Origin of the sequence: Hyphobacterium sp. CCMP332 (genome assembly GCF_014323565.1) — a bacterium.
GTDB lineage: Bacteria > Pseudomonadota > Alphaproteobacteria > Caulobacterales > Maricaulaceae > Hyphobacterium.
In genome coordinates this window covers 2,558,484-2,573,171 of sequence record NZ_CP058669.1, presented here as the reverse complement: position 1 = coordinate 2,573,171, position 14,688 = coordinate 2,558,484, and the positions used below count along the sequence as shown (strand labels likewise).

The 14,688-nt window shown below is 61.1% G+C and carries 12 protein-coding genes and 2 pseudogenes; 4 read left to right on the top strand and 10 right to left on the bottom strand.

Annotated features, from left to right (window positions below; all coding sequences use genetic code 11):
- Positions 1-42 precede the first annotated feature (42 nt).
- The gene (gene lpdA, locus HXX25_RS12830) at positions 43-1,443 is read right to left on the bottom strand and encodes a dihydrolipoyl dehydrogenase (protein ID WP_187166289.1); all 1,401 of its coding nucleotides are present in this window, start codon (positions 1,441-1,443) and stop codon (positions 43-45) included.
- A gap of 156 nt (positions 1,444-1,599) precedes the next feature.
- Here lpdA and HXX25_RS12825 point away from each other — a divergent pair, with 156 nt between their 5' ends.
- The 3 genes from HXX25_RS12825 (at position 1,600) to HXX25_RS12815 (ending at position 3,549) form a co-directional block, all read left to right on the top strand.
- Positions 1,600-2,745, top strand: coding sequence for a twin-arginine translocation pathway signal protein (locus HXX25_RS12825; protein ID WP_187166288.1), 1,146 nt, complete (start codon positions 1,600-1,602; stop codon positions 2,743-2,745).
- A 9-nt stretch (positions 2,746-2,754) separates the two neighbouring features.
- Positions 2,755-3,207 carry a MarR family winged helix-turn-helix transcriptional regulator gene (locus HXX25_RS12820; RefSeq protein WP_187166287.1) on the top strand — a complete coding sequence of 151 codons (453 nt, stop codon included), beginning with the start codon at positions 2,755-2,757 and terminating at the stop codon, positions 3,205-3,207.
- 84 nt (positions 3,208-3,291) lie between these two features.
- Positions 3,292-3,549: a hypothetical protein gene (locus HXX25_RS12815; protein WP_187166286.1), complete on the top strand. Its 258-nt coding sequence runs from the start codon at positions 3,292-3,294 to the stop codon at positions 3,547-3,549.
- Here the strand turns inward: HXX25_RS12815 and HXX25_RS12810 are convergent.
- From HXX25_RS12810 to HXX25_RS12775, 8 genes and pseudogenes are all read right to left on the bottom strand, one after another.
- Entirely contained in the window at positions 3,546-3,983 is a 438-nt protein-coding gene (locus HXX25_RS12810) for a hypothetical protein (protein WP_187166285.1), read from the bottom strand. The two genes, HXX25_RS12815 and HXX25_RS12810, sit on opposite strands and share 4 nt — an antisense overlap.
- A gap of 230 nt (positions 3,984-4,213) precedes the next feature.
- Complete coding sequence (gene odhB, locus HXX25_RS12805; protein ID WP_187166284.1) at positions 4,214-5,854, bottom strand: 2-oxoglutarate dehydrogenase complex dihydrolipoyllysine-residue succinyltransferase; 1,641 nt, start codon at positions 5,852-5,854, stop codon at positions 4,214-4,216.
- Between the two features lie 25 nt (positions 5,855-5,879).
- Complete coding sequence (locus HXX25_RS12800; RefSeq protein WP_187166283.1) at positions 5,880-8,858, bottom strand: 2-oxoglutarate dehydrogenase E1 component; 2,979 nt, start codon at positions 8,856-8,858, stop codon at positions 5,880-5,882.
- Between the two features lie 139 nt (positions 8,859-8,997).
- Positions 8,998-9,902, bottom strand: a pseudogene (gene sucD, locus HXX25_RS14460) (succinate--CoA ligase subunit alpha).
- 12 nt (positions 9,903-9,914) lie between these two features.
- Positions 9,915-10,361, bottom strand: a complete 447-nt coding sequence (locus HXX25_RS12790; RefSeq protein WP_187166282.1) for a thioesterase family protein — start codon at positions 10,359-10,361, stop codon at positions 9,915-9,917.
- Entirely contained in the window at positions 10,358-10,669 is a 312-nt protein-coding gene (locus HXX25_RS12785) for a hypothetical protein (protein ID WP_187166281.1), read from the bottom strand. The genes HXX25_RS12790 and HXX25_RS12785 overlap by 4 nt, the downstream gene beginning before the upstream one ends.
- A gap of 107 nt (positions 10,670-10,776) precedes the next feature.
- Positions 10,777-11,963: pseudogene (gene sucC, locus HXX25_RS14455) on the bottom strand (ADP-forming succinate--CoA ligase subunit beta).
- Positions 11,964-12,071: 108 nt separating this feature from the next.
- Positions 12,072-13,319: an MFS transporter gene (locus tag HXX25_RS12775; RefSeq protein WP_187166280.1), complete on the bottom strand. Its 1,248-nt coding sequence runs from the start codon at positions 13,317-13,319 to the stop codon at positions 12,072-12,074.
- A gap of 58 nt (positions 13,320-13,377) precedes the next feature.
- Between HXX25_RS12775 and HXX25_RS12770 the strand changes: the two genes are divergently transcribed.
- On the top strand, positions 13,378-13,974 hold the full coding sequence (locus HXX25_RS12770) for a YceI family protein (RefSeq protein ID WP_187166279.1): 597 nt from the start codon (positions 13,378-13,380) through the stop codon (positions 13,972-13,974).
- On the opposite strand, the gene HXX25_RS14185 is transcribed toward HXX25_RS12770, so the two are convergent.
- On the bottom strand, positions 13,971-14,681 hold the full coding sequence (locus tag HXX25_RS14185; protein WP_187166278.1) for a class I SAM-dependent methyltransferase: 711 nt from the start codon (positions 14,679-14,681) through the stop codon (positions 13,971-13,973). The genes HXX25_RS12770 and HXX25_RS14185 overlap by 4 nt on opposite strands.
- Positions 14,682-14,688: the final 7 nt, after the last annotated feature.

The window sequence follows — 14,688 nt, the reverse complement described above, 5'->3', positions numbered from 1 at the left end:
GCTGATTCGCGTTCTGAACTTTTTGTCAGAATGGGTTTTTTTTTACGCCTGCATCGTCCAGCCCTCGACGCCCATCGCCGCCTGCCGGATGGCTTCGGTCATGGTCGGGTGCGGGTGAGAGGTGCGGGCTATGTCTTCCGACGACGCCCGGAATTCCAGCGCCAGGCAAAGCTCGGCGATCATCTCTCCCACACCCTTGCCGATCATGTGGGCCCCTAGCAATTCATCCGTCTCGGCATCGGCCAGCAGCTTGACCATGCCGTCGGTCTCATGGTTCGCCCGCGCCCGGGAATTGGCCATGAAGGAGAATTTGCCGGTCTTGTATTTGCGGCCCTCTTCCTTCAGCTTTTCTTCGGTGGCGCCGACCGAGGCAATTTCCGGGTGGGTATAGACGACGCCCGGAATGGCGCCGTAATTGACGTGCCCGGCCTTGCCGGCGATGCGCTCGGCGCAGGCTGTGCCTTCATCCTCGGCCTTGTGCGCCAGCATGGGCCCGTGGGTACAGTCGCCCACAACCCAGACGCCTTCGGCGCTGGTCTGGAACTGATCATTGGCAATGAAGCCGCGCTTGTCCGGCTCGATTCCGACATTCTCCAGCCCGAGCCCTTTCGTATAGGGCCGCCGGCCAATGCAGACGATGGCGACATCCGCCTCGAAGGACTTCTCCTTGCCGCCATCGGCGGCCTCGGTGGCAATGGTCAGGCCGTCCCCGGTCTTCTCGATGCCGGTCACCTTGCGGGCCAGCTCGAAAGCAAAGCCCTGCTTCTTGAAAATGCGCTGGGCCTGTTTGGCGATTTCGCTGTCGATGCCGGGCAGAATGCGGTCGAGATATTCAACCACCGTCACCTCGGCACCCAGGCGGCGCCAGACCGAGCCGAGCTCAAGGCCGATCACGCCCGCCCCGATCAGGACGAGTTTTTTCGGCACTTCGCTCAATTCCAGTGCACCGGTGGACGAAACAATCCGCTCCTCGTCAATCTCGACGCCGGGCAGAGGCGTCACCTCCGAGCCTGTCGCGATCACGATGTTTTTGGTCTCAAGGGTTTGCTTGCCGTCGGGGCCGTCGACTTCGACTTTCCCCTTGCCCGCAATCCGGCCCTTGCCGCGAATATGGTCAACCTTGTTCTTCTTCAGAAGGAAGGCGACACCCTCGGTGAGGCCCTTCACGGCCTCGGCCTTGCCTTCCATCATCTTCGGCAGATCATAGCTCAGCCCGTTCACCTTGATGCCCAGCCCCTCGAAATCCTTCGCGGCGGCTTCATACAATTCCGATGAATGAAGCAAGGCCTTGGACGGGATGCATCCGACATTCAGGCAGGTGCCGCCGAGCGTCTCGCGCATTTCCACGCAAGCCGTCTTCAGCCCCAGCTGTCCGGCGCGGATGGCGCAGTTATAGCCGCCGGGACCACCGCCGATAATGACGACATCATAGACTTCGGACATGGGGCGGCTCCTGCAATGGATGAAACGAACACGTCTGCGACTCGCTGTCGTGTAACGCCAATCTAGGCACGCTTCTACCCCGGTTCAACGCTGCGCCTTGACAATAGTTGAGCGTTAAACCAATAATCGTTTAACGTTAAACTTTAAAGGTGTGATATGACATCTTCCCGTCGCCGCTTTCTGCAAATTCTCGGCAGCTCGGCCGTCATTCTGGCGGCTGCCGGAACCGGCTTCGTATTAACCCGCGAGCCCGTTGGAGCCCGAGCGCCCTGGCGCAATGCCGGTAGCTATCCAGACCCGATGCGGCGCGCCCTGTCCTGGGCGGTTCTGGCACCGAACCCGCACAACCGGCAGCCCTGGATCGTCGACCTGATCAGCGAGACGGAGGCCGTGCTGTATTGCGATATGGACAGGCGGCTCCCTGAGACGGACCCCTTTGATCGCCAGATCACCATCGGGCTTGGGTGTTTTCTGGAAATATTCCGGCAGGCCGCCGCCGAAGACGGTTTTGCTGCAGAGGTCGAGGTTTTCCCGGAAGGCGAGCCTCAGCCGCGTCTCGATCAGCGCCCCGTCGCGCGCATGTCCCTGACGCCGGGCGGCGAGGCCGACCCCCTATTTGCCTTCATTCCGGACCGCCGCACCAATCGAAACCCCTACGACACTGAACGAGATGTACCGGAAACAGCGCTGGCCGCCATGCAAACAGCCGCTGGAGACCGTCTATCGACGGGCTTTGTCGCAAGCGGGGCGCGCCGCGATGCGTTGCGGTCCCTGTGTCAGGAGGCGAGCCGGGTTGAGCAGATCACCCCCGCGACGTGGCAGGAGAGCCTCGATGTGATGCGGATCGGCCGCCGCCAGATCGAGGCCCATCCCGACGGCATAGCCATTACGGGTGCCATGATGGAGGCGCTGCAAATAGCGGGCATCATGACGACCGAAACCATGGCTGATCCCGATCATCGCGCCTTTGGCGAAAGCCTGTCCATGCAGGCAGGCTGGTCGCAAACCGCCATGGCGTTCTTCTGGATGCGAACGAGCAGCAATACCCGCGCGGAGCAGATTGATGCCGGTGCAGCTTATCTGCGGGCGGCACTGTCCGCGACTCGCGACGGCCTGGCCATGCAGCCCATGAGCCAGTCCCTGCAGGAATACCCGGAGATGGCCGAGCTGTATCGCGAGGTGCATCAGCGGCTCGCACCCGAGGGTGGGACGCTACAGATGCTCGCGCGTCTGGGATATGCCCGCCCGGTATCTGAAGCGCCCCGCTGGCCGCTGGAGACCCGATTGCGTGAGAGCGCGTAAGCTGGCCGGATGAGCGATTCTCCTCCCCCCCCGGATGACCTGTTTTCTGTCCTCACCGAGATCGGAATTATCCATCAGCTGAGCTCGACTGCTTTTGAACGTGTTCTGCCTGATGATATGCGGCTGTCGCACTTTACTCTGCTACATCACCTCGCCCGCCTGGGCGGCGGTTGGAGCCCGGCCCGGCTGGCCAGCGCATTGCAGGTCACCAAGGGCGCTATCACCAATACGGTCAAACGGATGGAAGCGAAGGGTTATGTTTGCGTCGAACCGGCCCCGGACGATGGCCGCAGCAAGCAGGTCAGCCTGACGCCCGCGGGCCTCGCCCGCAGAAATGAAGCACTGATGATGGCGGTCCCGGCACTGGCGCCGATCGCCGAAAACATCTCTGCGGACGAGGCGGCGGCGGCCCTGCCGTTTCTCACCAAGCTCAGGACCGTTTTCGACAAGGCCCGGGACTGACCCGGCGGCAATTCGCGCCGCCGCCCCGATGGAACCTGCTGCCGCGAAGCAACGTTATCCTCTCAAGCGGAAGAGGAGGACGGAATGGCCTTCACAACCCAGAATCAAGACGCAAAACGTCCGCGGCGGACGCTCGCGCGCGGTATTCTCAAGGGCGGGCTGATCGGTGCCGCTATTGGCCTGGCCGGCGCCATCGCCATCATTGTCGGCCTCGGAGCCGTACGCCCGACCGAGCCGTTCGCATGGGAAGCCTTCGTCTATCTCGGCCTCGAGGCCGGTCTGGCCGGGACGATCATCGGTGGACTGCTGGCCGGACTCAGCCGGTTGCGCAATACGCGCTAACGCAGAATGCCACGGGTGCTGGCCCATCGCGCCAGCCAGAAATAGCCGAGAATGGACAGGAAGATCACGGCCGAGAAGATCACCGAGCCGATACCGCCCATCATTTCCATCGCATTGGTGAAGCCATAGCTGTAGATAGCCCCGATGACGAAGCTGATCAGGCTGATGAGGAACATCAGCGACGCCGCCTTCTTCCGCATCAGGAGGAGCACGGCACCCGCGACAGCGCCCCAGACCGATATTGCCCAGGTCGCCTCATACCAGGCCGGAAAGCCGTAGAAATAGGCAAGCTGCTCTTCAGTAAAGCTCGACATGTAGAAGTCGAGCCGCAATTGAGTGGCAGTATAGTCAAACGCCCCCATGGCGAACCATAACAGGCCGATTACAGACAGAATCCAGAACCAGAGCGGCGTTTTTGCGCGTATCTCGGACATGATCATTTCCTCCCCTTGAGGACACCACGCTAGCGCGAAACCGGACGAAAGGGGAGGGGAGCGTTGTGAGTTTCAGGAAAATGTGTTCGCGCTTCTGCGGCGGGTAATGAACCGCGTCATTCCGGGGCGAGCGAAGGCGAGTACCCGGAACCCATGCCGTGCCGCCAATGTTCCGGCAGAGGTCCCGGATCAGGCTGACGCCTGTCCGGGATGACGGCGTGACGATTGCCCTAGATATCAAACAGAAGACGCTGCGGGTCTTCCAGGGCTTCCTTGACGCGGACGAGGAAGGTGACGGCTTCTTTGCCGTCGACAATGCGGTGATCATAGGAGAGCGCCAGATACATCATCGGGCGGATCACCACCTGGCCATTCTCCGCGACCGGGCGCTCCTGAATCTTGTGCATGCCGAGAATGCCCGATTGCGGCGCATTCAGGATCGGCGTTGACAGCAACGAGCCGAAAATCCCGCCATTGGAAAGGGTGAAGGTTGCGCCCTGCATCTCGTTGATCGAGAGCTTTCCATCGCGCGCCTTGGTGCCGAGCTCGATGATTTTCTTCTCGATATCGGCGAGAGACATGGTGTCAGCATCACGCACGACCGGCACGACCAGGCCGCGCTCGGTCGAGACCGCCACGCCCATATCGTAATAATTCTTGTAAACAATCTCGTCGCCGTCGATCTCGGCATTGACGTTCGGAATTTCCTTCAGCGCATTGACACAGGCCTTCACGAAGAAACTCATGAAGCCGAGCTTGACGCCATGCTTGGCGACAAAGGCGTCCTGATGGGTCTTGCGCGCCGTCAGGATGGCCGTCATGTCCGCCTCATTGAAGGTGGTGAGCATGGCGGCGGTGTCCTGCGCCTCTTTCAGGCGGCGGGCGATGGTCTGGCGCAGACGGGTCATCTTCACCCGCTCTTCACTGCGGTCACCGGACGCCGCAGACGCCGGAGCCTTGTCCGCTGGCCGGGCCGCCGGTTCGGGTGAACGCGCGCCGGCTTCAACGGCTTTCAGAGCGTCGCCCTTGGTGACCCGTCCGTCGCGGCCCGTGCCTTCAACCTTTGCCAGATCGAGGTCGTTTTCCTCGGCGATACGCGCTGCCGACGGCATGGCCTTCACGTCGGATGACGCGGCCGGCTTGCCCTCGGCCTTGGCGTCTTTTTTGGGCTGATCCTTTTCCGGGGTACCGGCTTTTGCCGCGCCGCCTTCGCGGATACGAGCGATCACATCACCGGGGGCGACCATGTCGCCCTCTTCGGCCTTGCGCTCTTCCAAGACGCCATCGACCGGGCACGGCACTTCAACGGCGACCTTGTCGGTTTCGATCTCGACCAGCGCCTGATCCTTTTTCACCGCGGCGCCGACATCGACCAGCCAGGCCCCGACCGTGCCTTCGGAGACGCTCTCGCCCATTTCCGGGATTTTGGCATCGACGAGGCTGTCATCGCTGCGCGATGCGTCTGCGGAGGCGCTTTCGTCTTCGTTAGAAGAATCCTCATCGTCAGTGGACTCGTCTTTTCCAGAGCCGGCGTCGGCCTCGTCTTTCGCTTCTGCGGATTCGTCCGCAGTGTCGTCGTCCTCGCTCGAATCACTGTCATCCGAGGTGTCGTCAGCAGCCTTCTGATCGTCTTTTTTGTCGCCACCGATCACGGCGAGCCGCGCCCCGATCTCGACCGTTTCACCTTCAGCCGCAACAATCTGGGTCAGGATACCGTCTTCTTCGGCGCGCACCTCGATGGACACCTTGTCGGTCTCCAGCTCGACCAGAATGTCATCCTTCTTCACCGTGTCGCCTTCGGAAAAATTCCAGCTGCCGACCGTGGCTTCGGATACGGATTCACCCAGTTCGGGGACATTGATATCAGTCATGGCGTTCGTGTCCTTCGTGTCGCGATCAGGCGAGTGCTTCGTCGATCAGGGCGGATTGTTCGGATTTGTGAGCGGCGGCAGTACCGGCGGCGGTCGAGGCAGCAGCCGAACGGCCGGCATATTTGGGCCGGGATTGCGTATTTCCGGTCTGGATCAGCACCCAGTCGAGCGTCGGCTGGATGAAAGTCCACGCGCCCATATTCTGGGGCTCTTCCTGGCACCAAACGAGTTCGGCGTTCGGAAAGCGCGAGAATTCCTGCAGCATGGAACGCGCCGGAATCGGGTAGAATTGTTCGACCCGCAAGAGATAAATATCATCGATACCCTTCTCCTCGCGCGCTTCAAGCAGGTCGTAATAGACCTTGCCGGAGCACATCACGACACGGCGGATCCCGTCGTCCCCGACCAGCTTGGTGGAGGTCACCTCCGACGCGCCTTCGGGGCGGTTGGACGGATCGGCATCGTCCCACAAAACCCGGTGAAAAGACGAACCATCACTCATCGCCGCCAGCGAGGATATGCACTTCTTGTGACGCAGCAGGGATTTCGGCGTCATCAGGATCAGGGGCTTGCGGAAGCCCCGGTGAATCTGGCGGCGCAGGATGTGGAAGTAATTTGCCGGGGTTGAACAATTGGCGACCTGCATATTGTCCTGTGCGCACAGCTGCAGGAAGCGCTCAAGCCGGGCCGAGGAGTGTTCCGGCCCCTGCCCCTCATAGCCATGCGGCAAGAGCATGACGAGGCCCGACATACGCAGCCATTTACGTTCGCCGGCAGCGAGGAACTGGTCGATAATGACCTGCGCGCCATTCACGAAATCGCCGAACTGGGCTTCCCACATGACCAGCGTATTGGGCGCGGACAGCGAATAGCCGTATTCAAAACCAAGGACCGCCTCTTCCGACAGCATGGTGTCGATGACTTCATAGCGGATGGGTTCGGTGCCGAGCTGATTCAACCGTGTGTGCTTTTCACCCGTCGTCTGGTCGATGATGTGGGAATGACGCTGGGAGAAGGTGCCGCGCCCGGAATCTTGACCGGACAGGCGCACCGGGAAGCCTTCATCGAGCAGGGTGGCAAAAGCGAGGCTTTCCGCCGTTGCCCAGTCCAGGCCCTCGCCGGATTCTATGGCGTTGCGGCGGCCTTCCAGCACGCGGCGCAACGTCTTGTGCACGTCCACATCGTCGGGGATTTCGGTCAGCTTCCTGCCAAGCTCTTTGAGCTTGTCATTCGGCACGGCGGTCTCGCCGCGGCGGTCATCCTCTTCCGGCAGGCCGAGACCTGACCAGACACCGTCCAGCCAGTCCGCATCCTTTGACTTGAAATCCTTGCCCTTCTCGAACTCGGCATCGAGAAAGTCATCAAACTCGCGCGCCATGGCGTCGGCATCCTCATCGGTGAGAACGCCTTCGGCGACGAGACGCTGCTGGTAAAGCTCGCGCGTCGTCGGATGGGTCTTGATGATCTGATACATTTGCGGCTGGGTGAAGGACGGATCATCGCCTTCATTATGGCCGTAGCGACGATAGCAGAACATATCGACGATGGCGTCCTTGCCGAAAAGCTGGCGATATTCGGTCGCCATTTTCGCGGCATAGACGACCGCTTCGGGATCATCGCCATTCACGTGGAAGATCGGCGCCTGCACCATCAGGGCCACATCCGACGGATAGGGCGAGGAGCGCGAATCCTTCGGGTCGGTGGTAAAGCCGATCTGGTTGTTGACGATGAAGTGGATGGCCCCGCCGGTGCGATGGCCTTTCAGGCCTGACAGGCCGAAGCATTCCGCCACAATACCCTGCCCGGCAAAAGCGGCATCGCCATGCAACAAGAGCGGCAGGACCTGGCGTGAGGTGCTGGCATCGTCGCCCTGCTCGCGGCGGTATTTGGTCTGTTTGGCGCGCGCCTTGCCCAGCACGACCGGGTCCACCGCTTCGAGGTGGGACGGATTGGCCGTCAGGGACAAATGGACCGTCTTGCCATCGAATTCGCGGTCGGATGACGCGCCGAGGTGATATTTCACATCGCCGGAGCCGAACTCGCCGCCTTGCGTCGAGCCGCCCTGGAATTCGTGGAAAATCTGGTGATAAGGCTTGCCCATCACCGCCGCCAGAACGTTCAGGCGGCCCCGGTGCGGCATGCCGAGAATCATGTCGGACACGCCCATCTGGCTGCCACGCTTGATGATCTGTTCGAGGCCTGGAACCATGGCTTCGCCGCCATCAATGCCGAAGCGCTTTGTCCCGGGATAGCGTTTGTGAAGGAAGCGTTCGAAGGCCTCGGTCTCGACCAGGCGCGAGAAGATGGCTTTCTTGCCGTCAGCGGTAAAATTAATGCCCTTGTCCGGCCCCTCAAAGCGTTCCTGTAACCAGGCTTTCTCCTGCGGATTGGAGATATGCATGAATTCCACGCCCAGCGTGGAGCAATAGGTGCGGCGCAGAATGTCGAGCATTTCGCGCGGTGTGGCCGTTTCCAGACCGAGATAACCATCGATGAAAATCTCGCGGTCCATGTCCGCGGCCTGAAAGCCATAGGACTCAGGCTGCAATTCCGGCTGCGGACCGAAATCCGACATGGACAATGGATCGAGATTGGCCGCGAGGTGGCCGCGCATCCGGTAGGCGCGGATCATCATGATGGCGCGGATGGAATCCTGCGTCGCCTTGCGGACCTCCGCCGGGTCAGCGTCCGGCAAACGTTCCGCGACTTTCTCGATCAGGGCCGGTTCGGCCGCGCCGTCAATCGCGCCCAGCGCCGAGGTGAGGTCACCATTGACGTCCGACGGCCAGCTTGTGCGTTTCCAGCTGGCGCCGCGCGCGGCCCGGCCGGACGCCGCCGGATCAGCGCCGCTGTCTTCAAAATACTGACGCCATTCATCGGGGACGGAGGCGGGATTCTCCGCCCAGCTGGCCGCCATCTGCTCGACAAAATGGGCGTTGCCGCCATAGAGAAAGGAGGTATCGAGGAAATTCTGATTACGATCAGTGCGCTTTGCGTCTGACATTTTGCTTCCTGCTTGGCCCCACCCCCGCTGGTGGACCTGTTAACTATGTTTCCGGCGAGCCTACCCCCTTTGTAAACCCCAAACCGGACAGGGGCGGTGCCAGAAAATGCGCCGCCGCTCCTGGATTTTGAACGATCGCCTAGCCTTTCAAGACCTCGACCATGGTCGTGCCCAGCCGCGCCGGGCTGTCGGAGACCGTGATTCCGGCCGACTTCATGGCCTCGATCTTGTCTTCCGCGCCCCCCTTGCCGCCAGAAACAACCGCGCCTGCATGGCCCATGGTGCGGCCCGGAGGGGCGGTCCGGCCCGCGATAAAGCCGACGACCGGCTTGGATCGGCCCTTTTTGGCTTCTGATTTCAGGAATTCAGCCGCTTCTTCTTCGGCCGAGCCGCCAATTTCGCCAATCATGACGATGGACTGGGTCTCGTCATCGCCGAGGAAAAGCTCGAGGCAGTCAATGAAATTGGTGCCGTTCACCGGATCGCCGCCAATGCCGATGCAGGTGGACTGGCCGAGGCCCACATCCGAGGTCTGCTTGACCGCTTCATAGGTCAGCGTGCCGGAGCGCGAAACCACGCCGACCGTGCCGCGCTGATGGATGTGGCCCGGCATGATGCCGATCTTGCATTCGCCCGGCGTGATGACGCCCGGACAGTTCGGGCCGATCAGCGCGAGGTGGACCGGTCGAGCGCGCGCTTCACCTTGATCATGTCGGCAACCGGAACGCCTTCGGTGATGGTGACGATCAGCTCGATCCCGGCATCAATGGCTTCAAGGATGGCGTCGCCGGCAAAAGGCGGCGGCACATAGATGACCGAGGCATTGGCGCCGGTCAGGGCAACCGCTTCGGCCACCGTATTGTAAATCGGCAAAGAGAGACTCTTGTCATCATCCCCGTGCCAGGTCTGGCCGCCCTTGCCCGGCGTCACACCGCCAACCATCTGCGTGCCATAGGCCATGGCCTGTTCGGTGTGGAAAGTGCCATTCTTGCCTGTCAGGCCCTGGCAGATCACTTTGGTATTCCTGTCGACGAGTACGGCCATAGTATTCGAACCTCAAGCGGCTTGTTTTGTTTCAATCGGATGGCGTTCAAACGCCAGAATGCGGGATGTGTAATGGTCCGGCAGCGGAATGGGGCGGCGGGTTTCGACGTCCGCACAGACATAGGTCATCGTGCCGTCGGCCAGCAGTTCATCGCCGCGGAAAATGCCGAAAACATAATCCACAGACGAGGTGCCGAAGCGCTTGCAGCGGAAGCCGATCTGGATCAGTTCGTCCAGCCGCGCCGGGCTACGGAAATTGCAATTGGCGTTGACAGTGAAGAAGTCGAACCCGGCCTTCAGCGTGTCATCCCACATCATGCCGACGGCGCGAAAATACTCGGTCGCGGCATGATCGACGAAGACGAAATAATTGGCGTTGAACACAATCGCCTGCGGGTCGACCTCGGCCCAGCGCACGCGGTGTTCGTGGAAGAAGGTGAATTCGGCGCGGCCCGTCATTCGCCCTCTCCGTTGAAGCGGAACATCAACGCGCCCACGAGCCAGCCGGTCCCGACGGAAATCCCGATGATCATTGCGAACACCACCGGCGGCCCGGCTTCACCAAATTCGATCATAACACGGGCAATCAACAGGCTGATGAGCAAGGGCGTCAGCAAACCGATCATCAGCGAGAAGGCGTAGATATTCCAGCGCATGGCAGACAGACGGCGGCGCAGAAACCAGGCGGCATACCCCCCGGCGGCGACCGGCAAAGCGACCATGAGGAGTATCTGGAGAAGGCCGATCACCGGTTTGCCACCCAGCATGCCGACCCTGCCCTTCGAGGCTGCCTGCGGCAGCACCTCAGGGTGAGGTCTTTGTTACACCTCATGCTGAGGTGCGAGCGAAGCGAGCCTCGAAGCACGTCGACCACCTAACCCTTCACGGCTTTCACGATTTTCTGGGCGGCATCATCAAGATCATCGGCCGAAATCACGTCGAGGCCGGAGGTGTTGATGATCTCCTTGCCCTTCTCGACATTGGTGCCTTCCAGGCGCACGACCAGCGGCACCTTGAGGCCCACTTCCTTGACGGCGGCCACCACGCCCTCGGCGATCACGTCACAGCGCATGATGCCGCCGAAGATGTTGACCAGAATGCCCTTGACGTTCGGGTCGGCGGTGATGATCTTGAAGGCGGCGGTCACCTTTTCCTTCGATGCGCCACCGCCGACATCGAGGAAGTTGGCCGGTTCCGCACCGTAGAGCTTGATGATGTCCATGGTCGACATGGCCAGGCCCGCCCCGTTGACCATGCAGCCGATATCGCCCTCGAGCGCGATATAGGCGAGGTCGTATTTGGAGGCCTCGATTTCCTTGTCGTCTTCCTCGGTCAGTCGCGCAGCTCGGCAATGTCGGAATGGCGGTAGATGGCGTTGTTGTCGAAGCTCACCTTGGCGTCGAGGCAGCGCAGCTCGCCCTTGTCGGTCAGGATGAGCGGGTTGATCTCGAGCATCTCCATGTCCTTTCGACAAAGGCATTGTAGAGCGTGCCCATCAGCGACGCATTGCTTCACGGCGATCGCCTCCAGCCCGAGGCGGAAGGCGATGCGGCCGTATGGAAGGGCTGTAGCCGGCTGGCCGGATCGACCGGAGGTGAGGATCTTCTCCGGGTCTTCTCGGCGACGGCCTCGATATCCATGCCGCCCTCGGTCGAGCGACGAAGGCTGACGCGGGAGGTCACGCGGTCGACCAGCAGCGCGAGATACAGCTCGCGTCTCGATGTCTGCGCCATCCTCGACATAGATGCGATTGACCTGCTTGCCGGCCTCACCCGTCTGCTTGGTGACCAGCGTATTGCCGAGCATTTGCGCGGCAAATTCGCGAACCTCGGCGGTCGATTTGGCGAGACGGACGCCGCCTTTTTCACCGGCTTCGGCTTCCTTGAATTTGCCCTTGCCGCGCCCACCGGCATGGATCTGGGCTTTGACCACCCATAGAGGGCCGGGCAGATTCTTTGCGGCGGCTTCGGCTTCGGCCGGCGTCATGGCGACACCACCATCAGCGACCGGCGCACCAAAGGATTTCAGAAGGGTTTTGGCCTGGTATTCGTGGATATTCATGGATTGAAGCCTCGCGTGGAGAATCAGCGTTCAGGCGGAAAGATATAGAGCGCTTATAACACCCGCATGATGCGGTGCAATGCGCCTTTGCCCCTACAATCGCAGAGGTCAGGTGTCGACGTCGTCCGGGTCGATTTCTGCCAGCTGGGCAGAGGTTGCATGAAGATTGACGAAATCCTCGCGATCAGCCTCCGACGGCGCCGCCTTGTTGCGCTGCCTCAACACCATTGCCCCGGCCAGCAAGGCACCGGAGATGGCCGAGAACAGGAAGACGCCCCGCATGCCCAGCGGGCTGGCATAGAGCGCGCCGGCGATCAGCGGACCGATCACCGAGCCGGCCGCCCAGACGAGCAGAAGGCCGGACGCCATGGCCGGCAACTGGCCATGATCGGCGCGGTCGGCGGCATGGGCAATGGCGACGCCATAATGGGCCAGTGAGGTGGCGCCCCACAAACCGATCAGAACAACGCCTGCGATCAGGCCGGGATTTACAAAGACGACCAGTATCAGTGACACAATGGCCCAGCCTGCGCCGAGCGCTGCAATGACCAGTCGGCGGTCATAATGATCCGAGATTTTTCCGGCGGGCCACTGACTGGCCATGGACGCCGCATAGATCACACCCATCACCAGGGCGGCGGCAGCTGTGACATTCTCGTTCGCATTCTCGCCGCCCAGACCACCGGCCCAGATGGGAATAAAGGCCAGGACACCGGTATTCACGAGCCCCGCTGCAAAAACGGCAACGGCCGCCGCCGGCGCAATCTTCAGCACTTCCAGGGGCGAACCCGGCGGTTTTTCGGGCAAGGCCGGCTGCGCCCGCCCGGTCGCCGCAATCGGCGAAATGGCCAGCGCCAGAAACGCGCCGGCAATCAGCAAGGCTGCACCCACGCCTTCCGCGCCACCGGCGATGAGGAACGGACCAATGACAATCCCGGCCCGGCCGGCAATCTGATAAGCGGAAATCACGCCGCCCCGGCTTTTGGCCGGGGTGGAATCGGCAATCCAGCTTTCCGCGACGGCAAAAAGCACCGCTGCACTTGCCCCGAAAACCAGACGCAAGACGAACCAGAGCCAGGCATTGGTATCCACGCCGAGAAACAGGGTCGCCGCCGCGGCCAGACCACCGGCAGCTGCAAAGGCTCGAATATGTCCGATGCGCGCGATCAGTGTCGGTGCGTAGAAGGCCCCCGCCATGAAGCCCAGAGCATAGGCCGATGCGATAGCACCGATGGCGAGTCCCGACCATTCCGCGCCCGACATGGTCAGCGGCAAGGCGACGTTCAGAAGGCCATTGGCGATCTGCCAGACACCGATGGCCAGCATGACAACAGAGACGTTACGGTAGAAAATCACAATATTCGTCCTAGATTCGCGTTAGTCTGGTTCGCCAAAGCAACAGGAAGGCTCTGACATGTTCAAGGGTGTGGCCGCAATTCTTTTCGCCGCTTTTCTGGCCGCCTGCTCCGCAGACGCGCCGGTTAACGAAGCGTCATGGCAATTAGATGGCAATGCGTCAGACATTACTGTCATCAGTGTGAAGAATGGCAATGTCGTTGAAACCAGCCGGTTTGAAGCGCTTTCCGGTTCCGTCTCGGAGTCCGGCGAAGCCCGACTGAGCATCGATGCGGCCAGCTTTGAAAGTTATGTCGACATCCGCAATGAACGCTTGCGCGATATTTTCTTTGAAGTGAGCGCCTTCCCGGACATCCAGCTCACGGCCAATCTTGACCCGGCCCTGTTTGCCAACCTTGCCATCGGCGACAATCTGGACACCGAGCTGCAACTCGCCGTCAGCCTGCATGGCGAGGTGCGGACCGTCTATGCGCCCGTGCGCGTCATCCGGAACGGGGCCGATAGCGTGCTGGTGATCTCGTCGGAAGCGGCGCTGATCGATGCGCGCGATTTCGGCCTCGGTGATGCGGTCGAGGCGCTGGCCGGCATTGCCGGACTGGACGGGATCACACCCGTCTTTCCGGTCAACGTCTATCTGGTGTTTGAACGCGGCTAGGCCGGTTTGCGGCAGAGATAGATGATATCCTGCTTGAAGAGGCCGTATTTCGGCTCTTCTTCCGGAGGAAGCCGCCATTCGGTGACCTCGAATCCGGCCTCCGTCACGCGATCGGCGAAATCCCGGCCATAATAGCGGACATGGCTGGCATCATCGTAATGCGCGTACTTGTCCGCCGCTGAGGTGACATCGGGATTTTCATACGTCTCGGCACGGGCCCAGTTTTGCGGCACGGTGAAAATGGCCAGACCGCCGGGCTTGAGCACGCGGAGGCTTTCACGCATGGCCTTCTTGTCGTCCGGCACATGCTCCAGAACATGATTGGCTATCACGACATCGACGCTGTTATCGTCAAATGTCATGTCGGCCATGTCCATGGCATGACGGGCCTTTCCGGGCACAAGATCGGCCGTGTGATAGGCCGGGCTGTCGCCCATCATTTTCCTGAAATAACCCTCGGGCGCAAAATGCAGGATGGACCGGCCATCAGTCAGATCAATACCTTCGCGTTCGAGGCAGATATGTAAAAGACGATGACGTTCCCGGGACGAACAATTGGGGCAGCGGCCATCCCATCGCGGGGGTGTGCCAAGCGACAGAAACCGGCCCTCATAACCGCAGATCGGACAGATCCGGTCCGGCGATTTTACCGAAAACTGACGCGGGTCGCGCAGGCGCGCCTGCAATGTCTTCAAGAAGACTTTCATCGTCTTG